This window comes from Georgenia sp. TF02-10, assembly GCF_022759505.1.
Lineage (GTDB): Bacteria > Actinomycetota > Actinomycetes > Actinomycetales > Actinomycetaceae > TF02-10.
On the sequence record NZ_CP094289.1, the window covers coordinates 3,409,575 to 3,434,995 of the forward strand.

25 protein-coding genes and 1 pseudogene are annotated in these 25,421 nt (G+C 75.0%); 5 read left to right on the forward strand and 21 right to left on the reverse strand.

The genetic code is table 11. The annotated features are described in order from the left end of the window. The first annotated feature begins 125 nt into the window (after positions 1-125). A complete protein-coding gene (locus MF406_RS15465) occupies positions 126-791 on the forward strand; it encodes a DUF6788 family protein (RefSeq protein ID WP_242895507.1) in 666 nt (221 codons plus the stop codon). Positions 792-863: 72 nt separating this feature from the next. Continuing rightward, a complete protein-coding gene (locus MF406_RS15470; protein WP_242895509.1) occupies positions 864-1,679 on the forward strand; it encodes an exonuclease domain-containing protein in 816 nt (271 codons plus the stop codon). Positions 1,680-1,769: 90 nt separating this feature from the next. Here MF406_RS15470 and guaB read toward each other — a convergent pair whose 3' ends face one another. Together guaB and MF406_RS15480 are read right to left on the reverse strand one after the other, a co-directional pair. Further along, positions 1,770-3,281 (reverse strand): IMP dehydrogenase, encoded by a 1,512-nt coding sequence (guaB, locus tag MF406_RS15475; RefSeq protein WP_256463905.1) that lies wholly within the window; start codon positions 3,279-3,281, stop codon positions 1,770-1,772. Positions 3,282-3,486: 205 nt separating this feature from the next. Further along, positions 3,487-4,470: a MerR family transcriptional regulator gene (locus MF406_RS15480; protein ID WP_242895511.1), complete on the reverse strand. Its 984-nt coding sequence runs from the start codon at positions 4,468-4,470 to the stop codon at positions 3,487-3,489. A gap of 210 nt (positions 4,471-4,680) precedes the next feature. On the opposite strand from MF406_RS15480, the gene MF406_RS15485 reads away from it, so the two are divergent. Then, on the forward strand, positions 4,681-4,971 hold the full coding sequence (locus tag MF406_RS15485) for a WhiB family transcriptional regulator (RefSeq protein ID WP_242895513.1): 291 nt from the start codon (positions 4,681-4,683) through the stop codon (positions 4,969-4,971). 185 nt (positions 4,972-5,156) lie between these two features. Here the strand turns inward: MF406_RS15485 and groES are convergent, their stop codons facing one another. The 6 genes from groES to MF406_RS15515 form a co-directional block, all read right to left on the reverse strand. Beyond that, the gene (gene groES / locus MF406_RS15490) at positions 5,157-5,453 is read right to left on the reverse strand and encodes a co-chaperone GroES (protein WP_242895514.1); all 297 of its coding nucleotides are present in this window, start codon (positions 5,451-5,453) and stop codon (positions 5,157-5,159) included. Positions 5,454-5,636: 183 nt separating this feature from the next. Further along, complete coding sequence (locus tag MF406_RS15495) at positions 5,637-6,692, reverse strand: zinc-dependent alcohol dehydrogenase family protein (RefSeq protein WP_242895516.1); 1,056 nt, start codon at positions 6,690-6,692, stop codon at positions 5,637-5,639. 124 nt (positions 6,693-6,816) lie between these two features. Beyond that, on the reverse strand, positions 6,817-7,860 hold the full coding sequence (gene tsaD / locus MF406_RS15500; RefSeq protein WP_242895518.1) for a tRNA (adenosine(37)-N6)-threonylcarbamoyltransferase complex transferase subunit TsaD: 1,044 nt from the start codon (positions 7,858-7,860) through the stop codon (positions 6,817-6,819). Positions 7,861-7,956: 96 nt separating this feature from the next. After that, a complete protein-coding gene (locus tag MF406_RS15505; protein WP_242895520.1) occupies positions 7,957-8,700 on the reverse strand; it encodes a succinate dehydrogenase/fumarate reductase iron-sulfur subunit in 744 nt (247 codons plus the stop codon). After that, positions 8,697-10,685 (reverse strand): fumarate reductase/succinate dehydrogenase flavoprotein subunit, encoded by a 1,989-nt coding sequence (locus MF406_RS15510; RefSeq protein ID WP_242895522.1) that lies wholly within the window; start codon positions 10,683-10,685, stop codon positions 8,697-8,699. The genes MF406_RS15505 and MF406_RS15510 overlap by 4 nt, the downstream gene beginning before the upstream one ends. A 7-nt stretch (positions 10,686-10,692) precedes the next feature. Continuing rightward, positions 10,693-11,391, reverse strand: a complete 699-nt coding sequence (locus MF406_RS15515; protein WP_242895524.1) for a succinate dehydrogenase cytochrome b subunit — start codon at positions 11,389-11,391, stop codon at positions 10,693-10,695. A gap of 161 nt (positions 11,392-11,552) precedes the next feature. Between MF406_RS15515 and MF406_RS15520 the strand changes: the two genes are divergently transcribed. Next, a complete protein-coding gene (locus MF406_RS15520; protein WP_242895526.1) occupies positions 11,553-12,290 on the forward strand; it encodes a malonic semialdehyde reductase in 738 nt (245 codons plus the stop codon). A gap of 43 nt (positions 12,291-12,333) precedes the next feature. On the opposite strand, the pseudogene MF406_RS15525 reads toward MF406_RS15520, so the two are convergent. From MF406_RS15525 to MF406_RS15540, 4 genes and pseudogenes are all read right to left on the reverse strand, one after another. Beyond that, a pseudogene (locus MF406_RS15525) lies at positions 12,334-12,510 on the reverse strand (rhodanese-like domain-containing protein); the annotation flags it as partial. 110 nt (positions 12,511-12,620) lie between these two features. Continuing rightward, positions 12,621-14,561 carry an FtsX-like permease family protein gene (locus tag MF406_RS15530; protein WP_242895534.1) on the reverse strand — a complete coding sequence of 647 codons (1,941 nt, stop codon included), beginning with the start codon at positions 14,559-14,561 and terminating at the stop codon, positions 12,621-12,623. Continuing rightward, positions 14,558-15,259 (reverse strand): ABC transporter ATP-binding protein, encoded by a 702-nt coding sequence (locus tag MF406_RS15535; RefSeq protein WP_242895536.1) that lies wholly within the window; start codon positions 15,257-15,259, stop codon positions 14,558-14,560. Before MF406_RS15535 ends, MF406_RS15530 begins: the two co-directional genes overlap by 4 nt. Further along, positions 15,256-15,828, reverse strand: a complete 573-nt coding sequence (locus tag MF406_RS15540; protein WP_242895538.1) for a PadR family transcriptional regulator — start codon at positions 15,826-15,828, stop codon at positions 15,256-15,258. Before MF406_RS15540 ends, MF406_RS15535 begins: the two co-directional genes overlap by 4 nt. A 64-nt stretch (positions 15,829-15,892) precedes the next feature. On the opposite strand from MF406_RS15540, the gene MF406_RS15545 reads away from it, so the two are divergent. Beyond that, positions 15,893-16,186, forward strand: a complete 294-nt coding sequence (locus tag MF406_RS15545; RefSeq protein WP_242895540.1) for a hypothetical protein — start codon at positions 15,893-15,895, stop codon at positions 16,184-16,186. A gap of 67 nt (positions 16,187-16,253) precedes the next feature. On the opposite strand, the gene MF406_RS15550 is transcribed toward MF406_RS15545, so the two are convergent. The 9 genes from MF406_RS15550 to glmS all read right to left on the reverse strand — a co-directional run bounded on the left by MF406_RS15550 (position 16,254) and on the right by glmS (position 25,380). Further along, entirely contained in the window at positions 16,254-17,165 is a 912-nt protein-coding gene (locus MF406_RS15550) for a sulfurtransferase (RefSeq protein ID WP_371744522.1), read from the reverse strand. After that, on the reverse strand, positions 17,162-17,638 hold the full coding sequence (rimI, locus tag MF406_RS15555) for a ribosomal protein S18-alanine N-acetyltransferase (protein ID WP_242895542.1): 477 nt from the start codon (positions 17,636-17,638) through the stop codon (positions 17,162-17,164). Before rimI ends, MF406_RS15550 begins: the two co-directional genes overlap by 4 nt. Then, on the reverse strand, positions 17,638-18,318 hold the full coding sequence (gene tsaB, locus MF406_RS15560) for a tRNA (adenosine(37)-N6)-threonylcarbamoyltransferase complex dimerization subunit type 1 TsaB (protein ID WP_242895544.1): 681 nt from the start codon (positions 18,316-18,318) through the stop codon (positions 17,638-17,640). Before tsaB ends, rimI begins: the two co-directional genes overlap by 1 nt. Before the next feature lie 69 nt (positions 18,319-18,387). Further along, positions 18,388-19,407, reverse strand: a complete 1,020-nt coding sequence (locus tag MF406_RS15565; protein ID WP_242895546.1) for a hypothetical protein — start codon at positions 19,405-19,407, stop codon at positions 18,388-18,390. Next, on the reverse strand, positions 19,404-19,916 hold the full coding sequence (tsaE, locus tag MF406_RS15570; protein ID WP_242895548.1) for a tRNA (adenosine(37)-N6)-threonylcarbamoyltransferase complex ATPase subunit type 1 TsaE: 513 nt from the start codon (positions 19,914-19,916) through the stop codon (positions 19,404-19,406). The genes MF406_RS15565 and tsaE overlap by 4 nt, the downstream gene beginning before the upstream one ends. Further along, positions 19,913-21,136 (reverse strand): alanine racemase, encoded by a 1,224-nt coding sequence (gene alr / locus MF406_RS15575; RefSeq protein ID WP_242897831.1) that lies wholly within the window; start codon positions 21,134-21,136, stop codon positions 19,913-19,915. Before alr ends, tsaE begins: the two co-directional genes overlap by 4 nt. A 110-nt stretch (positions 21,137-21,246) precedes the next feature. Further along, positions 21,247-22,842, reverse strand: a complete 1,596-nt coding sequence (locus MF406_RS15580; protein WP_242895549.1) for an NAD(P)H-hydrate epimerase — start codon at positions 22,840-22,842, stop codon at positions 21,247-21,249. Between the two features lie 278 nt (positions 22,843-23,120). Continuing rightward, positions 23,121-23,471 carry a holo-ACP synthase gene (locus MF406_RS15585; protein WP_242895551.1) on the reverse strand — a complete coding sequence of 117 codons (351 nt, stop codon included), beginning with the start codon at positions 23,469-23,471 and terminating at the stop codon, positions 23,121-23,123. 52 nt (positions 23,472-23,523) lie between these two features. Then, positions 23,524-25,380 (reverse strand): glutamine--fructose-6-phosphate transaminase (isomerizing), encoded by a 1,857-nt coding sequence (gene glmS, locus MF406_RS15590; RefSeq protein WP_242895553.1) that lies wholly within the window; start codon positions 25,378-25,380, stop codon positions 23,524-23,526. Between the last annotated feature and the right edge of the window lie 41 nt (positions 25,381-25,421).

Below are 25,421 nucleotides of genomic sequence, written 5' to 3' on the forward strand. Positions count from 1 at the left end.
CACCGCCGACGTCCTGGCCGAGTTCGACGTAGAGGACTTGTGAGTCATGGACGTGTCGTCCACGGGTTTGTGCAGGTTGCTCCCTAGTCTGATTGCGGGTTGACTAATCAGACTGGGAGGGTGGCATGGGCAAGGACTACTCGACGATGACCGTCCGCCAGCTTGAGGAGCGGAAGTCCCTCACGCTGGACCGGATCGCGCAGGTTCCCCAGTTCCGGCGCGGGTCGCTGCAGGTGGGCTACCGCAGGTGCGGCAAGCCGGGCTGCCGCTGCGCCCGTCCCGGGGAGCAGGGCCACGGCCCCCGCCGGCTGTGGACCCGGACCGCGAAGGGGTCGGGCGGCTCGCGCGGGCAGTACATCCCCATCGAGCAGGTCGACCAGGTCCGCGCCGAGCTGGACAGCTACACCCAGTTCGCCGGCCTGGTGGAGGACTACGTGGAGATCAACGAGGCGCTGTGCAGGGCCCGGGTGGGGCCACCGGCGGGCAGCAGGAAGCGCGCCGCCCCCGCCGGTCCCGACGGGGAAAAGGAGGCTCTGCCGCCAGCCGGGCGAGCGGGCGGACGACGAGCGGGGGGAGGCCGAAGAAGAGGCCCTGAGCGTGCTGGCCGACCGGGTCGCCGAGGCCGCCGCGCACGAGGCCCGGAACCTGGTGCGTTCCGCGGCCGACCTGGCCGGTCCGGCACGGCCGGGGTGCTGGAGGCGATCGAGCGGGCGGCACAGTCCTCCCCGGTTCGGGGGGACCACAACCACGTCCTCTGGCCTACTGCCGCCAGCCCCACACCACAAACCTGACGAATACCCGGTGAGCCGGGGCGTCTCGGGTGATGTCGGTGGGCGGTGCCAGGGTTCAGGCAGGAGGTCATCATGAGCAGCTGGTGCCAGGGTCCGTTCCTCGGCTTCGATACCGAGACCACGGGCATCGACGTCGTGACCGACCGCATCGTCACGGCCGCCCTGGTGCACCGCCACGGTCCCCGCACCACCGTCCGCACCTGGCTCATCGACCCCGGGGTGGAGATCCCGGCGGCCGCGAGCGCCGTCCACGGCATCAGCACGTCCTGGTCCCGCACCAACGGGGCACCGCCCGCCGCCGCCCTCGCGCAGGTCGCGGCCGAGATCACCGCCGCCCAGCGGGCCGGGACGCCGCTGGTTGCCTACAACGCCGCCTTCGACCTCGCCCTGCTGGACCGCGAGCTGGACCGGCACGGCCTGCCGACGCTGACCGATCGGCTCGGCGGGCCGTGCCCGCACGTCATCGACCCGCTCGTGCTGGACCGGGCCTTGGACCCCGACCGGGAGGGGACGCGCAGGCTCACCGACCTGTGCCAGCACTACCAGGTGCCAGCCCGGCACCTGCACACCGCCGACGCCGACGTCGTCGCCACCCTGGACGTGCTCGCCCGCATCACCGCCCGCTTCCCGACGCTCGCCGAGCAGGAGCTCCCGGCGCTGCACCGGTGGCAGGCGGCCCAGCACCGGGCGTGGGCGGAGGGCTACAACGCCGGGCGGCGCGCCGACCGGCCCGCCGTCGACCCGCGCTGGCCAACGCCCGGCACCGGCCCCGCCGCCGACCCGGACCGGCCGCTGCCCGCCGTCGGTCCGTCCGCTGCGGACCCGGGACGGCCGATGCCGGCCGCCCGCCCGGCCCGGGCGCCGCTACCCGTCGCTGCGGGGGCGTGAGCGTCGCCGATCCGCGGCCGCGGGCGGCCGGGCAGCGCGCCCCCTCCCCCGCCCGGCCGGCGACCCCGGCCGCCGGACCGCCCGGCGGCGTCAGCGCCCGGTGTAGTTCGGCGCCTCGACGGTCATCTGGACGTCGTGCGGGTGGGACTCCTTGAGCCCGGCGGAGGTGATCCGCACGAACCGGCCGCGCTGCTGCAGCTCGGGGACGGTGCGTGCGCCGACGTAGAACATCGACTGGTGCAGCCCGCCGACCAGCTGGTGGGCCACCGCGCTGAGCGGCCCGCGGTAGGGCACCCGGCCCTCGATGCCCTCGGGGACGATCTTCTCGTCCCGGTCGACGTCGGCCTGGAAGTAGCGGTCCTTGGAGTAGGACACCCGCCCGCGGGAGGCCATCGCCCCCAGCGACCCCATCCCGCGGTAGTGCTTGTACTGCTTGCCGTTGACGAAGATGAGCTCGCCCGGGGACTCCTCGCAGCCGGCGAGCAGCGAGCCGAGCATGACGCTGTCGGCCCCGGCGACCAGGGCCTTGGCGATGTCCCCGGAGTACTGCAGGCCGCCGTCGGCGATGAGGGGGACGCCGGCCGGGCGGCAGGCCTGGGCGGCCAGGTGCACGGCCGTGACCTGCGGCACGCCCACCCCGGCGACGACCCGGGTGGTGCAGATCGAGCCCGGGCCAACGCCCACCTTGACCGCGTCCGCGCCGGCGTCCACCAGCGCCTGGGCGCCCTCCCGGGTCGCCACGTTCCCGCCGATGACCTGCACGCCGGCGAAGGCCGGGTCCTGCTTCATCCGGGCGACCATCTCCAGCAGGAGGCGGGCCTCGCCGTTGGCGGTGTCGGCCACCAGCACGTCCACGCCGGCGTCCACCAGGGCGGTGGCCCGCTCCCACGCGTCGCCCCAGTAGCCGATCGCGGCGCCGACCCGCAGGCGCCCCTCGGCGTCCTTGGTGGCCCGCGGGTACTGCTCGGACTTGACGAAGTCCTTGACGGTGATCAGGCCCTGCAGCCGGCCGGCGTCGTCGACGAGCGGCAGCTTCTCCACCTTGTGCTTGGCCAGCAGGGCGGCGGCGTCCGCGGCGGCGATCCCGACCGGCGCGGTGACCAGCGGCATCGCCGTCATCGAGTCGCGGACCCGGCGGGTGGCGAAGTCCTCGGGCGGGATGAACCGCAGGTCGCGGTTGGTGATGATGCCGAGCAGCACGCCGTCGCCGTCGACCACCGGCAGGCCGGAGACGCGGTACCGCGCGCACAGCGCGTCGAGCTCGGCGAGGGTGGCGTCCGGGCCGACCGTGACCGGGTCGGAGACCATGCCGGACTCGGACCGCTTGACGGTCTGCACCTGCTGGGCCTGCTCGGCGATGGAGAGGTTGCGGTGCAGGATCCCGATGCCGCCCTGGCGGGCCATCGCGATCGCCATCCGCGCCTCGGTGACGGTGTCCATCGCCGCCGAGACCAGCGGGGTCTGCAGCCAGATCTCCCGGGTGAGGCGGCTGGTCGTGTCCACCTCGGAGGGGACGACGTCGGTGGCGCCGGGCATCAGCAGGACGTCGTCGTAGGTCAGGCCCACCAGGGCGAACGGATCGGGTGCGCTCGTCTCGCTCACCCCGCGATCGTACGTGGCCGACGGCGGCGGCCGCCGGGGCCGGCGGGTGGCTTCGGCCACCGGTGGGCAGACGTGCACCGTCGCGGCGGCGGGGTGTGCGAGAAGTAACACAAAGTCGCCGGGAGCGGCCGTGAGAACGGCGGAATTCCGCCAGGTCCTGGGACGGCACGCAGGAGCTTGTGTTACTCCTGGCACGCATCCCCGGCTACTCCTCCAGCGCCCCGACGATCTCCTCCACCGCGGCGGGGGTGGTGCGCACCCGCCGCACCCGGGGCAACCAGATCTCGGGGGCGTCCGGGCCGAGCAGGAAGATCTCTACACCGCCCTGGGCGGAGACGGCCTCGACGAGCCGGTCCGCGCCGGGCGGGTCGCCGACGACGGCGAGCACCCGTGCGCCGCGAGACTGGACGCTCTGCACCACCTGCTCCGGGTCGTCCCCCTGCTCCACCCGGAGCACCCGGGAGCTGACGCCCCGCTCTGCGAGGCCGCCGCCCACGACGTGCGCGCGCAGGCGGTCCGCCGCGCGCGCGCAGAGCAGCACCGTGCGCCGCGGGCCCGTCGCGGCCCCCGCCCGTGCGTCGGCGTCGGACGCCCGGGCCCGCTCGGCGGCCGCGGCGACCTCCCGGACGGCGGCGAGCACCGCGAAGCTGACCAGCTCCTCGGGGTCGACCCCGGGCCGGTCCGAACGCTCGCGCTGGCGCAGCATCGTCAGCGCCGGCTTGACCAGCCCGGTCCAGGTCCGGACCAGCCCCTTCTCCCGCACGCCCTGGTGGAGCATGCGCTGGACCCGCGGGTGGTCCGGCTCCATGGCGGCGGCCGCCAGGGAGAGCGGGTCCACCAGGAGCGGCTCGTGGTCCTCCTCGACCGGGACGGCCATCGGCGCCGGCACGTGGTCGTTCCCGTCCTCGTCCAGCGCTGCCCGGGCAGCGTCCGCAGGGGCCACGCCCTGCAGGGTTAGCGAGCGCATCCGCTCCAGCCGGGCGACGTCGGCCGGGGAGTACCGGCGGTGGCTGCCGGCCTCGTGGGCGGTGGGGCCCAGGCCGTAGCGCCGATCCCAGGTGCGCAGGGTCGAGGCGGCAACGCCCAGCCGGGCGGCGACGGCGGCGACGGTGAGCGGGGCCCCGTCGCCCCCGCGGTACGGGCCGGGCTCGGGCGCTCCCCCTCGGCCCGGGACGGCCGGTGAGGTCACCCTCGACACCCCTCGCTCCTGGCGCGGTCCTGCGGCAGCCCCTCGGTCATGACGCGATCTTGACGCGGTTGGACGAGGGGCGCCACCGGACCGGCCGGCCGGAGGCGGAACGGATCGGTCGTGAATCAGTTTGGGGAGGGGCTTGAACAAGTTGCGCACCGCTTGGTACGTTCACCGAGTCAAGCACGGCACCACGGAAGGACGACGGACATGGCCGAGTTGTCGAGGCTCCCCGGACCGGTGATGGACCTCTGGGAGTGGCAGTACCAGGGGGCGTGCCGCGACGCCGACCCCGATCTGTTCTTCCACCCCGAGGGCGAGCGCGGGGGCACCCGGCGCCGCCGGGACGAGGCCGCCAAGGCGATCTGCGCCACCTGCCCGGTGCTGGAGCAGTGCCGCGAGCACTCCCTGAAGGTCCGCGAGCCGTACGGCGTCTGGGGCGGGCTGAGCGAGGACGAGCGGATGGCGATCCTCAGCCGGCCGGTCCGCCGGGCGTCCTGACGACCCGAGCCCGGGCCGGCGCCGCCGGCCCGGCCGGGACCGGCCCGCACCAGCCCGGGACCGGCCGCACGGCCGGGACCGGAACGCACCAGCCGCACCCGCGGGCTGCACCGGCCGCCGTCGCCGACCACGACGAAGCCCCGGTCCATCCGGACCGGGGCTTCGCGCTGCCTGGGCTCAGGCGCTCACTTCTCGACGACGGCGAGCACGTCGCGGGACGAGAGGATCAGGTAGTCCTCGCCCCCGTACTTCACCTCGGTGCCGCCGTACTTGCTGTAGATGACGACGTCACCGACCGCGACGTCGACCGGGACCCGGTTGCCCTGCTCGTCCACCCGACCGGGGCCGACCGCGAGGACCTTGCCCTCCTGCGGCTTCTCCTGGGCGGTGTCCGGGATGACCAGACCGGACGCGGTCGTCTGCTCGGCCTCGAGGGTCTGCACGACGATGCGGTCCTCGAGCGGCTTGATGGAGACCGACACTACGGACCTCCCCTTCGCATGAGTGATGGAACATGGGAACGCGCCGTCCATCCCGGTCCGCCCGCCGTCGCGGGGGTCGGACGTGCCGGTCTCGACAGCGCCGTCGCGGCCCCGAAGAGCCGCGCCTGGCGCTAAATCTAGGCCCGAGTTAGCACTCGGTCAAGGCGAGTGCCAGCGCCGGCGTCAGCCGGAGATCACCACCTTCAGCGCCTTCGTCTCCGCGGCCCGGGAGAACGTGTCGTACGCCTCGAGCATCTGCCCGAAGGTGAACCGGTGGGTGGCGAACTGCTCGGCCGCCAGCCGCTGCTGGGCCACCAGCTTGAGCAGCATCGGGGTCGTCGAGGTGCTCACCAGCCCGGTGGTGATGGCGATGTCCCGGATCCACAGGTCCTGCAGCGGCAGCTCCACCGGCGCGCCGTGCACCCCGACGTTGGCCAGGGTGCCGCCCGGGCGGAGCACCTCCAGGGAGGCGGCGAAGGTGGCGGGGATGCCGACGGCCTCGATCGCGACGTCCACGCCCAGCCCGTCGGTCATGCCCATGACCTGCTCGGCCCAGCCGTCGGCGCCGCTGTTGACCCCGTCCGTGGCGCCGAAGCGCTTGGCCTGCTCGAGGCGGTTGTCGTCGAGGTCGACGGCGACCACCCGGGCGGCGCCGTGCAGGCCGGCGGTCATGATCGCGGCGAGGCCGACCGGCCCGGCGCCGATCACGGCGACGACGTCGCCCGGCTTCACCCGCCCGTACCGGACCCCGATCTCGAACCCGGTCGGCAGGATGTCGGACAGCATCACGGCCGCCTCGTCCGGGACCCCCGCGGGCAGCTTGTGCAGCGAGGTGTCGGCGAACGGGACGCGGACGTACTCCGCCTGGGTGCCGTCGATGAGGTGGCCGAAGATCCACCCGATGCCCGGCGCACCCTCGTCGGCCAGGCAGTGGGAGTACAGCCCCTGGCGGCAGTACGAGCACCGCCCGCAGGCGCTCACGCAGGAGATGATCACCCGGTCGCCGACGGCGAGCGTGGAGACGGCGGGGCCGATCTCGGTGACCGTGCCGACGCCCTCGTGGCCGAGGACGCGGCCGGGCTCGACGGCGGGCACGTCGCCCTTGAGGATGTGCAGGTCGGTGCCGCAGATGGTCGTCGTGTCGACCTTGACGATGACGTCGGTGGGCTCGACGATCTGCGGCTCCGGCACCTCCTCCCACGACTTCTCGCCGGGACCGTGGTAGACGAGCGCCTTCATGGTGACCTCCATCGGTAGCCGAGGGCCGGCGTCCGGGCCGGCCTCCTCCCCCACCCTGCCGCGGACGGCCCCGCTCCGCACGGGACCTGGGGCCCTTCCTCTGCCGGGCCGGAGGGCTGGGCGCCTACATCTGCACGCGGGTGAGCGGCATCCCGGAGTCGGTGGGCAGGTCCAGCGCCGACGGCGCCGCGCCGGCGCGCACGAGCGCGGAGCCGAGCGCGGCGATCATCGCGCCGTTGTCCGTGCAGTAGCGGATCGGCGGGATCCGCACGGTCACGCCCTGCTGCTCGGCCCGCTCGGCGGCGAGCTCGCGCAGCCGGGAGTTCGCCGAGAACCCGCCGCCGATCACGAGCGTGTCGCACGCGTTGAGCTCGCACGCGCCCAGGGCCCGGCTCACCAGGACGTCGGCGACGGCCTCGGAGAAGCCGGCGGCGACGTCGGCGGCCGGCACCTCCTCGCCGCGGTCCTCGCAGCCCTCGACGTAGCGGGCCACCGCCGTCTTCAGGCCGGAGAAGGAGAAGTCGTAGGGGTGACGCTCCCGGTCCTTCGCGCTGGACAGGCCCCGGGGGAACCGGATCGCCTCCGGGTCGCCGGTGCGGGCCAGCCGGTCCACGTGCGGGCCGCCCGGGTAGGGCAGCCCGAGCAGCCGGCCGACCTTGTCGAACGCCTCCCCCGCGGCGTCGTCCAGGGTCTGGCCGAGCTCGACGACGTCGGTGGCGACGTCCCGGACCAGCAGCAGGGAGGTGTGCCCGCCGGAGACGACGAGGGCGACGAACTTCTCCGGGAACGGGCCGTGCACGAGCTCGTCGACGGCGGCGTGGCCGATGACGTGGTTGACGCCGTACAGCGGCACCCCGGTGGCCAGGGCCAGCGCCTTGGCGGCGGCGGTGCCGACGGTGAGGGAGCCGACCAGGCCCGGGCCGGCGGTCACCGCGACGGCGTCGACGTCGGCGAGGTCGACGGCGGCCGCGGCGAGGGCGGCGTCCAGGGTGGGGACGAAGGCCTCCAGGTGGGCGCGGGAGGCGACCTCGGGGACGATGCCGCCGAACCGGGCGTGCTCATCCATCGAGGAGGCGGTGACGTCGGCGAGCAGGTCGCGGCCGCGGACCAGCGCGACGCCGGTCTCGTCGCAGGAGGTCTCGATGCCGAGGACGAGGGGGGCGGGCACCGTCCCAGGGTAGTCGCGGCCCGACGGCAGCTCCGCCGCGGGCGCGGCCCAGGGGACCGCCCCGGACCCGGGGCGGGCCCGGAGTGGTCGCCGCCGCTACGCCCCGTGGCGCAGGGCCGCGCCGAGGTCGTGGTTGAGGGTGGAGATCACGTCCAGCGGGATCTCCTTGGGGCACACTGCCGCGCACTCGCCGATGTTGGTGCACCCGCCGAAGCCCTCGGCGTCGTGCTGGTGGAGCATGTTCACCACCCGGGCGTCCCGCTCCGGCTGGCCCTGGGGCAGCAGCCCGAGGTGGGTGACCTTGGCCGCGGTGAACAGCATCGCCGAGGCGTTCGGGCAGGCCGCCACGCACGCGCCGCAGCCGATGCAGGTCGCGGCCTCGAAGGCCCGGTCCGCGTCGGCCTTGGGCACCGGGGCGGCATGGGCGTCCGGGGCGGCGCCGGTGTTGACCGAGATGTACCCGCCGGCGGCGATGATCCGGTCGAAGGCCGAGCGGTCCACGACCAGGTCCTTGATGACCGGGAAGGCGCTGGAGCGCCACGGCTCCAGCGTGATGGTGTCCCCGTCCTTGAACGAGCGCATGTGCAGCTGGCAGGTGGTGGTGCGCTCCGGGCCGTGCGCGACGCCGTTGATGACGATGCCGCAGGTGCCGCAGATGCCCTCCCGGCAGTCGGAGTCGAAGGCCACCGGTTCCTCGGCGCGCTCGGTGAGCTGTTCGTTGAGGACGTCGAGCATCTCCAGGAAGGACATGTCCTCGGAGATGCCGACCAGGTCGTAGCCGACCAGGCGGGGCTCGGCGTTCGGGCCCGCCTGGCGCATGACGTTGAGGGTGATCTTCACTTGTAGCTCCGCTGCTTCATCTCGACGTACTCGTAGTGCAGGTCCTCCTTGTGCAGGACCGGCGGGGCGTCCGGCCCGCCGCCCCACTCCCAGGCGGCGACGTAGGCGAACTCGTCGTCGTGGCGCAGCGCCTCGCCGTCTTCGGTCTGGGACTCCACCCGGAAGTGGCCGCCGCAGGATTCCCGCCGGTGCAGGGCGTCCACGCACATGAGCTCGCCCAGCTCGAGGAAGTCCGCGACCCGGCCGGCCCGCTCGAGGGCCTGGTTGAGCTCCTCGGCGCCGCCGACCACCTTCACGTCGCGCCAGAACTCCGCCCGGAGCTCTCGGATCCGGCCGATGGCGTGCTTCAGGCCCTCCTCGCTGCGCTCCATCCCGCAGTACTCCCACATGATGTGGCCGAGCTCCTTGTGGAAGGAGTCCACGCTCCGGGTGCCGCGGTTGCCGACGAAGAACGCGACCCGCTCGCGCACCCCGCGCACGGCCGCCACCACCGCCGGGTGGTCCTCGGGCACCTTGGGGAAGGGGGCGTCGGCGAGGTAGTCGTTGATGGTGTTGGGCAGCACGAAGTACCCGTCGGACAGGCCCTGCATCAGCGCCGAGGCGCCGAGCCGGTTGGCGCCGTGGTCGGAGAAGTTGGCCTCGCCGGTGACGAACAGGCCCGGGATGGTGGACTGCAGGTCGTAGTCCACCCACAGCCCGCCCATCGTGTAGTGCACCGCCGGGTAGATCCGCATCGGGACCTCGTAGGGGTCCTCCCCGGTGATGCGCTGGTACATGTCGAAGAGGTTGCCGTACTTGGCGGCGACCGCCCCGCGGCCCAGCCGGGCGATGGCCTCGGCGAAGTCGAGGTAGACCCCGCGCCGGACGCCGTCGACCTCCGGGCCCACCCCGCGGCCGTCGTCGCAGACGTTCTTCGCCTGCCGGGAGGCGATGTCCCGGGGGACGAGGTTGCCGAAGGCGGGGTAGATCCGCTCCAGGTAGTAGTCCCGGGCCTCCTCGGGGATCTGCCGCGGGTCCTTCGGGCAGTCCGCGGGGTCCTTCGGCACCCAGATCCGCCCGTCGTTGCGCAGCGACTCGCTCATCAGCGTGAGCTTGGACTGGTAGTCCCCGGAGACCGGGATGCAGGTGGGGTGGATCTGGGTGTAGCAGGGGTTGGCGAAGAGGGCGCCCTGCCGGTGCGCCCGCCAGGTGGCGGTGACGTTGGAGCCCATGGCGTTGGTGGAGAGGAAGAAGACGTTGCCGTACCCGCCGGTGGCGAGGACGACGACGTCGGCCAGGTGGGTCTCGATCGCGCCGGTGACCATGTCCCGGGCGACGATGCCGCGGGCCCGGCCGTCGACGACGATCAGCTCGAGCATCTCGTGGCGGCCGAAGGTGCGCACCGCGCCGGCCGCGACCTGGCGCTGCAGCGCCTGGTAGGCGCCGAGCAGGAGCTGCTGGCCGGTCTGCCCGCGGGCGTAGAAGGTGCGGGAGACCTGCACCCCGCCGAACGAGCGGTTGTCCAGCAGCCCGCCGTACTCCCGGGCGAAGGGCACGCCCTGGGCGACCGCCTGGTCGATGATGTTGCTGCTGACCTCGGCCAGCCGGTAGACGTTGGACTCCCGGGAGCGGAAGTCCCCGCCCTTGACGGTGTCGTAGAAGAGCCGGTAGACGGAGTCGTTGTCGTTCTTGTAGTTCTTCGCGGCGTTGATGCCGCCCTGGGCGGCGATGGAGTGGGCCCGGCGGGCGGAGTCCTGGTAGTAGAAGGCGCTGACCTGGTAGCCGGCCTCGCCCAGGGTGGCGGCGGCGGAGGCGCCGGCGAGCCCGGTGCCGACCATGATCACGTGCATCTTGCGCCGGTTGGCGGGGTTGACCAGGCGGGCGGAGAACCGCCGCTCGGCCCACCGGTCGGCGATCGGGCCGCCGGGGGCCTTGGTGTCGGCGATGGGCGCGCCCTCCCGGTACAGGCCGGCGATCAGGGTCTCGGGATCGATGGTGGTGGTCACTTGTTCCTCACTTCACGAAGCCGAGCAGGACGGCGGTCGGCGGCAGCATGAACCCGATCAGCAGGACGGCGGCGACGGCGTAGGCGCCCAGGTTGATCGCCCGCTGCCGGCGCTGGGAGTTGGCGCCGAGGGTCTGCATCGCGCTCCACGCCCCGTGCCGCACGTGCATGGTCAGCGTGACGATCGCGACGAGGTAGGCGAGGTAGACGTACCAGTGCTCGGGGGCAAAGGCCACGACCATGCGCTGGTAGGGGCTGTCGAAGCTGCCGCCGACCTCGATGGTGTGGGTGGTGAACTGCAGCAGGTGGAAGACGATGAAGGCCAGCAGGATCAGCCCGCCCCACCGCACGGTCCGCGCCGAGTAGGTCTGCACCAGCCGCTTGTGTATGACGTAGCGGGTCGCCCGGGCGCGGCGGGCCCGGTACCACAGCGCGACGGCGGCGTAGACGTGCACGAGAAGGGCCAGCAGCAGCACGATCCGCTGGATCCACAGGAAGCCCCCGTGCGGCAGGTAGGGGTAGCCGAAGTCCCGCAACGCCTCGGCGTAGCCGTCGAACGCCGCCTGGCCGTTGAAGAGCTTGAGGTTGCCGTACATGTGCAGGAGCACGAAGAGGACGAAGAGGATGCCGGAGATCGCCATGGCACCCTTGAGGGCGACGGTCGTGCCGTTGGCGCGGCGCGGCCTCGTCGGCGTTGTCGTGACCATGGTCCTGATGCTACCCAGTGGTAGGTCACCGGCCGGTCAGCTGTTGGGCACGGCCGGTCCACGGCGGGCGGTGCCCGACGGCGCGGCGCACCGGTGGCGCGGGCCGTCCGGCGTGGTGATCCTCACGGATGCGGACGGCAGCCGTCGGCGTTAGGCGCAGCATGACCGAGACGCAGACGACCGAGACGCTGGAGGAAACGACGCCGGACGGTCCGGCGGGGACGCCGGACGGGGCGACGGTGACGCCGGACGGGACGGCCGGGACGCCGGCGACGCACGCGCAGCCGCCGGCCGGCCGGCCCGGCGCACTGGACCCCACCGCGCTGGACCTGCTCTTCGCCGGCGCGCACACCACCCACGCGTTCGTGCCCGACCCGGTGGACCCCGCGCTCGTGCGCGAGGCCTACGAGCACCTGCGGTGGGCGCCGACGGCGATGAACATCCAGCCGCTGCGGCTCACCGTGGTCACCCCCGCGGCCCGGCCGCGGCTGCTGCCGCACATGAGCGAGGGCAACCGCGCCAAGACCGCGGCGGCCCCGCTGGCCGTCGTCGCCGCCGTCGACCCGGCGTTCCACGAGCACCTGCCGCACCTGGCGCCGTTCCGGGCCGGGGCCCGCGACGGGCTCGCCGGGCAGCCGGAGCAGCGCGAGCAGATGGCCCGGACGAACGGCCTGATCCAGCTCGGGTACCTCATCCTCGCGCTGCGTGGCCTGGGCCTGGCGGTCGGGCCGATGACGGGCCTGGACCCGGCCGGCGTCGACGCCGAGTTCCACGCCGAGAACGGCTGGCGGACGTTGGCGGTGCTCAACGTCGGGCACGCCGCCGACCCCGAGGCGCCCGCGGCCGTCCGGCCCCGCGGCGGCCGGCTGGAGTTCGACCAGGCGGCCCAGGTCTGCTGACTGAGCCGACACCTCGCCGGGCGGCGCAGCGGGTGCGCCGCCGTCAGCCGCCGGTGGCCGCCGGCCGGTCCGGGTCGGCCGACCACTGCGACCACGATCCCGGGTAGAGCGCCGCGGGGATGCCCACCGAGGCCAGCGCCGCCACCTCGTGGGCGGCGGTGACGCCGGAGCCGCAGTAGACGGCGACCGGCGCGCCGCCGGCGGCCCCGAGCGCGGCGAAACCGCTGTTCTGTAGTCCTCGGTCGAGTGTCAGGGTGCTTGTCGTCTGCGGAGTTGCTCGACTTGGTGAGTGTGCGGGCAAGGCGGGCGAGTCGTGTGGAGTTCGTCCGCCTACTCAGTTCGTAGCAGGTCCGCTGTCACGCGTACTCGCGCCGCGAGTGATGCGGCGGCGGCCGAGAGCAGCATCGCGCTGCCGATGGCGAGAAGGAGCGCCACCATGGACGGAGCGTAGGAAGGGATCTCGGGGATTTGCTGCGGGTCGAGTGCCGCCATGGCGGGTAGGAGCAGGAATCCGGCCGGCACCGCGACGACCAGGGCTGCGAGCAGGCCGATGGCGTTCTGCAGCAGCTGGGAACGTCGGGTGAGCCGCTGTGGGACACCGAGCGCGGCGAGTCGGGCCAGGCGGGGGCGTTGTTCGCGGATCCGATCGACCGTGGCGACGCTGAACGAAGCAAGCGTGACGAACGCGGCGATCGCCAGCAGCGTCCAGATCGTCACCAGCGCTTGCTGGGTAGCAGTGAGGTCGCTGAGATCCGTCCGGGTGGTCGTCAGTCCGTGAGCGGCTCCCCAGGCCTGGAGCGCGTCTGCGGTGCTGGTTCCGCCGTCGGCGATGACGACGGCGCCGAGGACTGTTCGGGACTGCGCGAGGCCGGCGGGGATGAAGATTGTCGGGATGGCGTTCGCGCCCCACGCTTCGCGTGTGGCGTCGTAGTCGTATCCGAGGAAACCGGGATAGACCTCACCGGGGGCGGGCGGCATCAGGGTGTCGTGGCCGTCGACGACGGCAATCACACCATCGTCGGTCGTGGGGATCTCGGCGCTGGCGCCGTATTCGACCTCGGGTCCGCCGTCGAAGCGGACCCCGAGCAACGAGATGCCGCTCTCGTTGCAGGTCTCGGTGAGCACGACGAGAGCGGCGAGCTGGTCGCAGGTGCCGACGAAGATCTGGGGAGGTCCGACGACAAGGTCGCCAGCCCAGTTGGCTACTGCGACATCGGGGACGGTGATGACCTGCTGCACGTAGTCGAGGTTGGCGAGCTCGCTGAGGGTCGCGCTGTCGAGGTCGTCGGTGCCCATGAGCGCGACGCGCTGAGGGCCGGAGCCGACGGCGCGCGCACCGGCTCGCACCTCTGGGGTAGCGAGGAACAGCTGGGAGAGCCCGACGGCGGCGGTCAGGAGCAGCGACATCACGCCGAAGCCGGAGGCCTGCCTCGATACGGATGCAGGAGTGACTTGCAGCGCCCGGCCGACCAGTCGTGGTGTGATCGGGTGCTTCACCAGGACCCGGGCGAGCGCGGCGCTGAGCACGGGCGGCACGATCAGGATCGCGACGACGGCGCACGCTCCGCCTCCGACGATCACGGTCCAGGCCGTCGTTTGCTCGACCTGGACAAGACGTACCGGATCGGCGTACATCCAGGCCAGCCACAGCAGCGGCAGCCAGGCCGGGACGAGGATCAGGCAACGCCAGGGTGAGAGCCGGCGGGCAACTGCTGTTTTCGTCGCTGGCAGCGGCTCGCGCAGGCCACGCAGCGTGGGCAGCGCTGCGCAGAGGACGCACAGCAGGACAACTCCGGCGGCGGTAGCCACCGCCACGCAGGGCGAGACGCGAAGACCGGAGCGGAACCATGCCGGGCCAAGCGCCACGAGTCGATCGCCCAGCCACGCGAGCGGGTAGAACGCCAGCCAGCCTGCCAGCGCTCCACCGATCGCGGGCCAGAGCATCTCCAGGGCGGAGACCCCGGCCGCCCTCGATGGGGACAGCCCGATCAGCCGCAGCATGGCCAGTCGTCGGTCCCGCAGGTCGGAGGTCAGCCGCGAAGTCGTCACCAGCAGACCGATCGCGGGGAACAGGCAGGCAATGATGATCACCGCGAACTGGACACGGTAGAAGGGCGCGAACGTCTCACCCTCGGGATACATGGCGGCGGGCACCGCCTGGGCGGCCAGCCCGAGCACCACCACGAGAGCGCATCCACTCGCCGTGGCGATCCAGCGGCCAGGACCGCCAGCCAGCGCGAGGCGCCAGGACAGCCGCAGAAGCCCGGTCATCGCAGGACCGCATCATCGACGTCTGCGACGACCCGGCCGTCGCGCAGCAGGATCTCGCGGTCGGCTCGGGCGGCGATCCGCAGCTCGTGCGTCACGACGACGACGGCGGCCCCAACGTCCCGCGCGGCGGCGAGCAAGGAGTCGATCACGACCTCACCGTTGCGGCTGTCGAGGGACCCGGTTGGCTCGTCGGCGAGCAGCACACGCGGTTCGTGGATCAGTGCCCGGGCGACGGCCACGCGCTGCGCCTCGCCCCCGGAGATCTCGCTGAGCCGCGCTGACGCAAGGTCGGCCAGCCCGAACCGCTCAAGCGCGGCGATGCCGCGGCTGCGAGCCTCACTGTTCGTCACGCCGAGCAGCTGCAGCGGGAGCTCGACGTTCTCGACCGCGGTGAGCTCGGGCACCAGGTCCCCGAACTGGAACACGAGGCCAAGATCGCGGAGCCGCAGCTGGGAGCGTCGACCCTCGCTCAGGTCATGGAGGCGAAGCCCTGCAAGGTGTACTTCGCCAGCATCCGGGCGCTGCAGCCCCGCAAGGATGTGCAACAGGGTGGACTTGCCCGATCCGGACGGTCCCATGATCGCGACGACCTCGCCTGCCGCCACCTCTACGTCCACGCCTTGCAGGACTGGGGTGGGTCCGTAGGCGTGCCGGATGCCGGTGGCACGAATTGCCGGGGTCACGTCTGCTCGGGTCATGGTGCCGAACCGCCGGCAGTGCGAGGAGTCCTTGTCGAGGCGGGGACGGCGCCGTCAACCATCGAGCGGAGCTCAGGAAGGCGACCGACAGCGGCTTCCATCCACCGCAGGTCGGCTTCCAGGTGGGCGATCTCGTAGTCGACGGCGAGGGCATCGACGACATCGGCTGCTGGCGTCTTCATGAGCTGGCGCGACCGTTGCACGAACGCCCGGCGCTGCTGGTCCAGGAGCTCCGCTGGATCGAGGTGCGCGACGAGAGCGAGGACGACGCGGGTGAAGATGACGCCGGGTCGACCGGTCGTCGACTCGACAGGGGCGGCCAGCCACGCCTCCAGCTCACTGACGCCCCGCTCAGTGATGGCGTACACCTTGCGGTCCGGACCGGAGCCGCGCACCACGTCTACGCCGCGGACCAGGTCGTCACGCTCAAGTCTCGCCAGGGTGGAGTAGACCTGCCCGCCCTTCAGCTCGCGATCCCCGCCAAGCAGCGAGTCGTACGACTGCTTCAACGCGAAGCCGTGCGTCGGACCGCGGTCGAGGAAGGCCAGCAAGGCCATCGGAACGCTCATGCCGGGACTGTACACCCAGTATCTACACCGGGTTCTAACTGCGCTTGGGCCTGGGGCGGGTCTCGTGCACGCGCCCGTCGAGATCCAGGGCGCGTTGGTCGTCGCAAACCCCGAAACCGGCGGGCTGCTCGAGTCCGAGAGCATCGACAGCGCCGACAGCGGAGCCCCCGCCCGATGGATGGCGAGAGCTTCCAGTCCGTACGCTGATCCGCGCAGTGTCGACGCCGGGCTCCACGCCGAGAACGGCTGGCCGACGCTGGCGGCGTTCAAGCGTCGGCACGCCGCCGACCCTGAAGCGCCCGCGGCCGTCCGGCCCGGCGGCCGGCTGGAGTTCGACCAGGCGGCCCAGGTCTGTTGACGGGTGTCAAGCTCGGGGCGCGGGGCCGGTGCCCGCCTTGACGACCGGGGCCGCGGTCCGGCGCCGGTCAGCCGCCGGTGGCGGCCGGCCGGTCCGGGTCGGCCGACCACTGCGACCACGACCCGGGGTAGAGCGCCGCGGGGATGCCCACCGACGCCAGCGCCGCCACCTCGTGGGCGGCGGTGACGCCGGAGCCGCAGTAGACGGCGACCGGCGCGCCGCCGGCCGCCCCCAGCGCGGCGAACCGCTCCCGCAGCTCGGCCGGGGGCCGGAAGGCCCCGGATGCCGCCAGGTTCTCCGTCGTGGGGGCGCTCACCGCGCCGGGGATGTGCCCGGCGCGCGGGTCGACCGGCTCGACCTCGCCGCGGTACCGCTCCCCCGCCCGGGCGTCCAGCAGCACCCCTGCCCAGTGGGCGACGGCGTCGGCGTCGGCGGTGGGCAGGCCCGGCCCCGCGGTGCCGGCGGCGAGCGGGAGGACCACGTCGCCGGGCGGGGGGTCCACCGGCCCGGTGTCCACCCGCTCGCCGGCTGCCCGCCAGGCGGCCAGGCCGCCGTCGAGGATCCGCACCCCGGGCAGGCCGGCCCAGCGCAGCAGCCACCAGGCCCGGGCGGCGGAGGTGCCCCCGGCGTCGTCGTAGACGACCACGTCCTGCCCGGCCCGCACGCCCCACCGGCGGGCGGCGGCCTGCAGGTCGGCGGGCGCGGGCAGCGGGTGGCGCCCGTGCCGGGGCGAGGGCGGCCCGGCGAGCTCGCGCTCCAGGTCCACGAACACCGCCCCGGGTAGGTGGCCGGCCAGGTAGGCCGGCCGCCCGTCCGGCTCGGCGAGCGTCCACCGCACGTCCAGCAGCGCCGGTGGCGCCGGGCGGGCCAGCGCGGCGGCGAGCGCCGCCGAGGTGACGAGCACCTCGGTGCGGCGGTCGTCCCAGCCGTCCCGGTCGTTCACGTCGCGCCGGCCGTGCCGACTGTCCCGGTCGTTCACGTGGCCTCGCTCCCCACCGGGCCGGGGCCGGTCCGCAGCTGCTTGCGCATGACGACGGCGTCCTCCCGCTCGGCGACGTAGTAGTTCCGGCGGCGCCCGACCGGGACGAACCCGGCGCGGGCGTACAGGGCCTGGGCGCCGTCGTCGGAGGCCCGGACCTCGAGCAGGACGGACCGGGCGCCGGCCTCGCGGGCGGCGTCGAGGAGCGCCGCGAGCAGGTGGGTGCCGATGCCGCGGCGCCGGTGCCCGGGGGCGACGCCGACGGTCATCACCTGCGCCTCCTCGCCGAGGGCGATGCCGGCGTAGCCGACCAGCCGGTCGCCGTCGGCCGCCGCGACGTACACGCGCCCGGGCGCGGCGAGCTCGTCGAGGTAGGTGCCGCGGGACCAGGCGCCGGGGCCGAACAGCACCGGCTCGAGCGCGAGGACCTGGTCGAGGTCGGCCCGGGTCAGCGGGCGCAGCACGACGTCCATCAGGACGCGCGCTTGCGGGCCCCGGGGACGTGGACGTCGGGGCGGCGCAGGTACCGCGGCTCGGTGCCGAGCTCGACCTCGACGCCGCGGGACGCCTCGGCCAGCCGGGCCGGCACGATCCGGGCGAGCACCGCCGGGTCCGGACGCACCGGCAGGCCCGGGGTCGGCGGCAGCGGGTCGGGGTACAGGGTGGCGCCGGCACCGACGACGGCGGCCCCGGCCGGGACGGGCACGTCGCCCGCGGCGGCCACCGCCGGGCCGGCGAGGCGGGTGACGTCGTCGGCGCCACGGGCGCGGTACCGGGCCCAGTAGACCTCGCGGCGGCGGGCGTCGGTGGCGACGAGGACCTCCGGATCGCCGTCGAGGGCGTCCAGGGCCTGCCGGGCGAGGAGGTCGAGCGAGCTCACGCCGTGCACCGGCAGGCCGGCACCGTGGGCCAGCGCCTGCGCGGTGACCAGCCCGACCCGCAGCCCGGTGAACGGGGCGGGACCGGTGCCGACGGCGATCGCGTCGCAGGCCGTCACCGGGCGCCCGGCGAGCACCTCGGCGACGATCGGGGCCAGGGCCTCGGCGTGGCGACGGGGGTCGGGGCTCTCCGCGGCGCCGACGACGGAGCCGTCCGCGGTGTCCACCAGCGCGACGGCGCTGCCGGCGGAGGTGTCGATGCAGAGCAGGAGCACCCGGCCAGGGTAGTGCGCCGGGCCGGGCCGCCGCCGGGCCGCCCTCGACCTGGGTCGGTGCGGGCGGGGTCAGCCGCGCTCGCGGGGCTGGCGCGGGGACGCCGCGCCGGCCGGTCCGCGGCGTCCGTCCCGGCGCGGCGCCCCGCGGGCCGGCACGTCGTCGTGGGGCCGGCTGGGTGTGTCCCGGGCGGACCGGTCCGCGGCCTCCCGGCGGCGCGGCCTGTCCCGGGCGGACCGGTCCGCGGCCTCCCGGCGGCGCGGCGTGCCCCGGGCCGGCCCGTCCCCGCCCGCCGGTCGGCGCAGCCACACGATGAGCCCGGCCCAGACGAGGAGGACCAGGAGCACGACCCCGACCACGACCACCGGGGACCAGCTGCGCTCCGGCTCGGCGGCAGGGGCGGCCTGGCCGGGCTCGGCGCCGTCGGCCCCGGCGTACCGCGCGACGACGAAGGGCTGGTAGACGTCCACCGGTGCGGGACCGGCGAGGACCTCCCGGGCGGCCTCGTCCAGCGGGCGCACCTCGCCCTCGGCCACGCTGAACCAGCCGTCGAGCGGGTCGTCGTGGACGAAGGGGACGTCCGCGGGCAGGTCCGCCAGGGCGCCGGCGAGGTCGGCGTCGGTGAGGACCTCCTCGAGCCCGGCCTGGCCGCCGTCGAGCTGGGCGAGGACGACGGCGCGCGCACCGCCGTCGGTCAGGAGCGGCGCGGCCCACCGGTCCACAGCCACCGTTGCCGGCTCCGGGTTGCCCCCGCCGAGGAAGGCCGCGGACCAGGTGTGCACCGGGCGGACCAGCCCGAGCCGGAGGCTGTCGCGCTCCTGGCCCAGGTCGGTCGTCGCGGCGCTGGCGGCGGCCAGGGCCCCGTCCCGGAACCAGGCGGCGACCTGCTCGGGCACGCCCGGGACGACCGGCGGGGCGGGCGCCGCGTCGTCGGTGTCGGCGAGCGCCGGCGCCGGCCAGGCCGCGGTCAGCAGCATCAGCAGCCCGGATAGCACCCAGGCCGGCCAGCGGACCGGGCCGCGGCTGGTCGGCCGCCGGCCGCGGCCCGGCGCCGTCGCCATCGCCATCGCCGTCGTCCGGGCCTGCCTCACGCCGGCTGCCCGGCGAGCGCCGCCAGGTCCACCCCGGCCCACCGCTCCCCTACCCCGCGCAGGCGGACCTCGCGGGGGGCGGGGGCGGCGAGCTCGTCGGGGGAGGCGGCGGTGCCGCCGCGGGGCCGGTAGATCTCGACCTCCAGCCGGTCGACGGCGAGCGGCTCGACCTTGCCCTCGCCCCACTCCACGACGGTGACCGACTCCGCCAGGGAGGTGTCCAGGTCGAGGGCGTCGACCTCCTCCAGGGAGGCGAGGCGGTAGGCGTCGACGTGCACCAGGTCCGGGCCGGCGCCCAGGGCGGGGTGGACCCGGGCGATGATGAAGGTAGGAGAGGCCACCTGCCCGCGCACCCCGAGGCCGGCGCCGATGCCCTGGGTCAGGGTCGTCTTCCCGGCCCCGAGGTCGCCGGTGAGCAGGACCAGGTCGCCGGCGCGCAGCAGCCCGGCCAGCCGCTGGCCGAGCGCCCGGGTCGCGGCGGCGTCGGGGACCGTCAGCGTCACCGTCATGGCTGCTCCGCCCGCCCGTCGTCCGGCCCGGCCCCGCGGTACTCCCGGGGCACCCGGGCCCCGAGCCGGGTGACGATCTCGTAGCTGATCGTGCCGCAGACCCGGGCCCAGTCCTCCGCCGTCGGCTCCCCGGCGGCGCCGTCGCCGAACAGGACCGCGGTGTCCCCGGCCCGGACCGCGGCGCTCTCCGGGCCGAGGTCGACGACCACCTGGTCCATGCAGACCCGGCCGGCGACGTGGTAGCGGCGGCCGGCCACCTGCAGCGGCCCGGCGCCGGAGGCGGCCCGCGGGACGCCGTCGGCGTAGCCGAGCGGGACGACGCCGAGGTGGGTGTCGGTGGTGGTGCGCGCGGTGTGGCCGTAGGACAGCGGCGTGCCGGCCGGGGCGGGCTTGGTCAGCGCCAGCCGGGCCTCCAGCCGCATGGCCGGGCGCAGGCCGAGGGCGGCGGCGTCGGCGACGTCCGGGGCGGGGGTCAGGCCGTAGACGGCGATCCCCGGGCGGACCAGGTCGAAGTGGGTGCCCGGGTGGAAGAGGGTGCCGGCGGAGGCGGCGAGGTGGCGCACCTGGGGGTGCAGGCCGGCCGCCTCGACCCGGGCGAGGGCCTCGCCGAACGCCGCGACCTGGGCCGCGGTGGCCGGGTTGTCCACCTCGTCGGCGCAGGCGAGGTGGGACCAGACCCCGACGACCTCCACCGTGCCGGCCGCTGCGGCCGCGCCGGCGGCGGCGAGCAGGTCGGCCAGCGCCTCCGGGCGGGCGCCGCCCCGGCCCATCCCGGTGTCGACCTTCAGGTGCACCCGGGCCGTGCGGCCGGTGGCGCGGGCGGCCCGGTCGATCTCGGCCACCGCCCACGGCGCCGACGCGGAGAGGTCCAGGTCGGCCTCCAGGGCCAGGTGCAGCGGGGCGCCCGGGGCGTAGAGCCAGGTCAGGATGCGCGGCCGGGGGGCGCCTGGCTGGGCGGCCAGGCCGGCACGCAGGGTCAGGGCCTCGGCGAGCTGGGCGACGCCGAGCCAGGTCGCCCCGCCGGCGAGCGCGGCGCGGGCGGTCGGGAGCAGGCCGTGGCCGTAGCCGTCGGCCTTCACCACGGCCATGACCGCGGCGGTCGGCGCGGCCGCCCGGAGCACCTGCACGTTGTGCGCGATGGCGCCCAGGTCCACGAAGGCGCGGGCCGGGTGGGCGGCGCGGCCGTCGTCGGCGTCGGGGCCGGCGTCGGCGGCAGCCAGACCGTTCGCCCCCGGCACGGGGACCGGTGCCCCGGGGGCACCAGAAGCACCGGGCGGGGGCTGCACGGCGCTGCCCGCGGGGGCGGGCGTCGGGCGGGAGGTCACGGCCATCAGTCTCCCACCGCCCCCGCTGGCGGCCGCAGCACGGTGCGCAGCGCGGCCGGGATCGCGGCGGCGACGTCGCCGGCGAGGATCGGGGTCCCGGGCCCCGGGCGGTCCGCCGGCCACTGCCCGGCGGCGATCCGGGCGGCGCGGCCGTGCACCAGGGCCGCGGCGGCGGCGAGCCGGGCCGGCAGGCCGTCGCCGTCGCCGCCGTCGGCCGCCTCGGCGGCGAGCTGGTCGCCGTACCCGGCCAGCAGGGCGCCGAGCACCCCGGTCAGCACGTCGCCGGCCCCGGCGGTGGCCAGCCAGGGGGTGGCGTCGGCCTGGGCGTACAGCGGCCCGTCCGGGGCGGCGACGACGGTGACGGCGCCCTTGAGCAGCACCGTCGCCCCGGTGATCTCGGCGGCCAGCCGGGCGTGCCGGGCCGGGGCGGCGTCGACGTCGTCCCGGCTGGTCTGCTCCCCGCGCCCGGTGAGCAGGGTCGCGAGCTCCCCGGCGTGCGGGGTCAGGACGACCGTGGCGGGCAGGTCGGTGAACGCGTCGTCGGTGAGCAGGGACAGCGCGCCGGCGTCCAGCACAGCCGGGACGCCGTCGGCGAGCGCGGCGCTGAGCGACTCGGCCACCTGCTCGGCGCGGACCGCCTGGTCGGGGTCCACCCCGGAGCCCAGCGCCCAGGCCTGGACCCGGCCGGCGGCCGTGACCACCTCGGGGTACCGGGACCGGATCAGGCCGGTCGGGGTCTCCGGCCCGAGGTAGCGGACCATACCCAGCCCGGTGCGCAGCGCGCCGGCGGCGGACAGCACGGCGGCGCCGGGGTACGCCTGGGAGCCGGTCACCAGGCCGAGCACGCCGCGGGTGTACTTGTGGTCGGCGGGCCCGGGCAGCGGCCACAGGTCGGCGACGTCGGCGTCGGTGAGCCGGCATGCCGCGGGCTGCTCGGCGGCCAGCGCCGCGCCGAGCCCGACGTCGACCACCACCAGGCGGCCGGCGAGGCCGGCGGCCGGGGGCAGCAGGAGGCCCGGCTTGGCGGTGCCCATGGTGACGGTGCGGTCGGCCGGCAGGACGGGGCCGGGCACGGTGCCGTCGTCGACGCCGATCCCGCTGGGGACGTCGACGGCGACCACGATCGGCTCGTCCGGGGAGGCGGCCCGCTCGCCGGCCAGGGCGGTGACCGCCTGGGCGAGCGGGTCCCGCAGCGGGCCGCGGGTGCCGACGCCGACCAGGGCGTCCACCCACACCCCGGCGCGCCGGGCCAGGGCCAGGAGCGGGCCGGGCTCGGCGCCGTCCAGGCGGTGCACGCTGACCCCGGCGGCGCGGGCGGCGGCGAGGCCGTCGGGGTGGGCGTCGGCGGCGAGCAGGGCGGCGTGCACCCGGCAGCCGCGCCGGGCCAGGTGCGCCCCGGCGAAGAGGGCGTCCCCGCCGTTGTTGCCCGCGCCGACCAGGAGCAGGACCACCGAGCCGCTCACCCGGTGCCCGCGCTCGCCCAGGGCGGCTGCTACCTGCCCGGCCAGGGCGTACGCGGCGCGCGCCATCAGCGGCTCGCCGGCGGCGAGCGGCGGCTCCTCGGCGGCGCGGACCTGGGCGGCGGTGTGTGCGTGGATCATCCCCCCATCGTGCCCGCCGGGGGCGGGAGGGGCCGGACGGGTGCCGTCGGCGCGCCGTGACGGTCGAGCGCCGAGACGGTCGAGGGGCCGAGACTGTCGACGTGCCGGGACCACTGGCGCGCCGAGACCGACAAAGTGGTGCTGGCAACAACCGTTTTGACGTTCTCGACGCCGGGCGCGACGGTGACGACGGGCCAGCGGTCCGGGCGTGGAACTACCCGGCGGCCCGGCGTGGATTGAACTGCCCGGCGACCGGGCACCGGGGCCCCGGGCGGCGCTCAGGACTCGGCGACCACCATCGCCGAGGCGATCCCGGCGTCGTGCGAGACGGACACGTGCCACCGGGTGATGCCCAGCTCGGCGGCGCGGGCGGCGACCGTGCCGCGCAGCTCCACCACCGGCGCCCCGCCGAGCACGCGGTGCACGGTGCAGTCGTGCCAGCGCATCCCGGCCGGCGCGCCGAGCGCCTTGGCGATGGCCTCCTTGGCGGCGAACCGGGCGGCCAGCGAGGCGCCGGGCAGGTCTCGCTCGGCGGGCGTGAAGAGCCGGGTCCGCAGCCGGGGCACCCGCTCGAGCTCGGCGAGGAAGCGGGCGACGTCGCACACGTCGATCCCGACGGCGACGATCACGGCCGCGCCTCCTCGGGACCGGCCGTGGCCGCCACCCCGCCGGCCGCCGTCGTCATTCCACCGTGACGGACTTGGCCAGGTTGCGCGGCTGGTCCACGTCCAGCCCCTTGGCGGTGGCCAGGGCGGAGGCGAAGATCTGCAGCGGCACGACCGTCACCAGCGGCATCATCAGGGTCGGGGTGCGCGGGACCCGGAAGACGACGTCGGCGAACGCGGTGACGGCCTCGTCCCCCTCCTCGGCGATGACCAGGGTGCGGGCCCCGCGGGCGCGGACCTCCTGGATGTTGGACACCACCTTGGCGTGCAGGGTGGGCCGGCGCGGGGTGGGCACCACGACGAACACCGGCTGGCCCTCCTCGATCAGGGCGATCGGGCCGTGCTTGAGCTCCCCGGCGGCGAAGCCCTCGGCGTGGATGTAGGCGAGCTCCTTGAGCTTCAGCGCCCCCTCGAGCGCCACCGGGTACCCGACGTGCCGGCCCAGGAAGAGCACCGAGGTGACGTCCTTCATCGCCTCGGCGACCGCCCGCACCTCCCCCTCGCGGTCGAGAAGCTCCTGGATCTTGGCCGGCAGCTTGCCCAGCTCGGCCAGGTAGTCCGCGACCTCGTCCGCATACTTGTTGCCGCGCAGCTCGGCCAGGTAGAGCCCGAGCAGGTAGCAGGCGGTGATCTGGGCGAGGAACGCCTTGGTGGAGGCCACCGCGACCTCGGGGCCGGCGTGGGTGTACAGGACCGCGTCGGACTCCCGGGCGATCGTCGAGCCGTGGGTGTTGACCACGGCCAGCACCTTGGCGCCCTGCTCGCGGGCGTGCCGGATGGCCATGATGGTGTCCATCGTCTCCCCGGACTGGGAGATGGCGACGACGAGGGTCTTCTCGCTCACCACAGGGTCCCGGTAGCGGAACTCGTGCGCGAGCTCGACCTCCACCGGGATCCGGCACCAGTGCTCGATGGCGTACTTGGCCACGTGCCCGGCGTAGGCCGCGGTGCCGCAGGCAACCACGATGATCTTGTCCACGCTGCGCAGCACGGCCGGCTCGATCCGCAGCTCGTCCAGCACGAGGTTGCCGGCGCCGTCGTGCCGGCCGAGCAGGGTGTCCGCGACGGCCTTGGGCTGGTCGTGGATCTCCTTGTCCATGAAGGTGGCGAAGCCGCCCTTGACCGCGGCGTTGGCGTCCCAGTCCACGGTGTAGCGCCGGCCGGTGGCGGGGGTGCCGTCGCCGTCGACGACGCGCACCTCCTCGGCGGTGATGGTGACCACCTGGTCCTGGCCGAGCTCGAGCGCCTCGCGGGTGTGGCCGATGAAGGCGGCGACGTCGGAGCCGAGGTAGTTCTCGCCGTCGCCCAGGCCGACGACGAGCGGGGAGTTCAGCCGGGCGCCCACCACGGTGCCGGGCTCCTCGGCGTGCATGGCGAGCAGGGTGAAGGCGCCCTCCAGGCGGCGGGTCACCGCCAGCATGGCGGCGGTGAGGCCCCCGGTCTCGTCGTAGGCGCGGCCGAGGAGGTGGGCGGCGACCTCGGTGTCGGTCTCGGAGGTGAAGGGGACCCCGGCCTCGAGGAGCTCGGCCTTGAGCGGGGCGAAGTTCTCGATGATGCCGTTATGGATGACGGCGAGCCGGCCGTCCGCGCTGAGCTGGGGGTGGGCGTTGGCGTCGGTGGGTGCGCCGTGGGTGGCCCACCGGGTGTGCCCGATGCCGGCGGTCGCCGGGGGGAGGGGGTCCGCCTCGAGCGCTTCCCGCAGGTTCGCGAGCTTGCCGGCCCGCTTGGCGGTGGCCAGGCCGGTGGGCGTGACCAGCGCGACGCCGGCGGAGTCGTAGCCGCGGTACTCCAGGCGGGCCAGGCCCTCCAGGGCGACGTCCAGGGGGCGGGTCGAGGGCACGGCCGGGCCCACGTAGCCGACGATTCCACACATGGGCGCCAGGATAACGACCGGTCCGACGGCGGCCGGCAGGC

Bases quoted from the DNA above. Each gene is read 5' to 3' on its own strand.
- MF406_RS15465 (WP_242895507.1), top strand. From the start codon at position 126: ATGGGCAAGGACTACTCGACGATGACCGTCCGCCAGCTTGAGGAGCGG.
- MF406_RS15470 (WP_242895509.1), top strand. From the start codon at position 864: ATGAGCAGCTGGTGCCAGGGTCCGTTCCTCGGCTTCGATACCGAGACC.
- MF406_RS15485 (WP_242895513.1), top strand. From the start codon at position 4,681: ATGGCCGAGTTGTCGAGGCTCCCCGGACCGGTGATGGACCTCTGGGAG.
- MF406_RS15495 (WP_242895516.1), bottom strand. From the start codon at position 6,692: ATGAAGGCGCTCGTCTACCACGGTCCCGGCGAGAAGTCGTGGGAGGAG.
- MF406_RS15515 (WP_242895524.1), bottom strand. From the start codon at position 11,391: ATGGTCACGACAACGCCGACGAGGCCGCGCCGCGCCAACGGCACGACC.
- MF406_RS15520 (WP_242895526.1), top strand. From the start codon at position 11,553: ATGACCGAGACGCAGACGACCGAGACGCTGGAGGAAACGACGCCGGAC.
- MF406_RS15530 (WP_242895534.1), bottom strand. From the start codon at position 14,561: ATGACCGGGCTTCTGCGGCTGTCCTGGCGCCTCGCGCTGGCTGGCGGT.
- MF406_RS15535 (WP_242895536.1), bottom strand. From the start codon at position 15,259: ATGACCCGAGCAGACGTGACCCCGGCAATTCGTGCCACCGGCATCCGG.
- MF406_RS15540 (WP_242895538.1), bottom strand. From the start codon at position 15,828: ATGAGCGTTCCGATGGCCTTGCTGGCCTTCCTCGACCGCGGTCCGACG.
- rimI (WP_242895542.1), bottom strand. From the start codon at position 17,638: ATGGACGTCGTGCTGCGCCCGCTGACCCGGGCCGACCTCGACCAGGTC.
- tsaE (WP_242895548.1), bottom strand. From the start codon at position 19,916: ATGACGGTGACGCTGACGGTCCCCGACGCCGCCGCGACCCGGGCGCTC.
- MF406_RS15580 (WP_242895549.1), bottom strand. From the start codon at position 22,842: ATGATCCACGCACACACCGCCGCCCAGGTCCGCGCCGCCGAGGAGCCG.
- glmS (WP_242895553.1), bottom strand. From the start codon at position 25,380: ATGTGTGGAATCGTCGGCTACGTGGGCCCGGCCGTGCCCTCGACCCGC.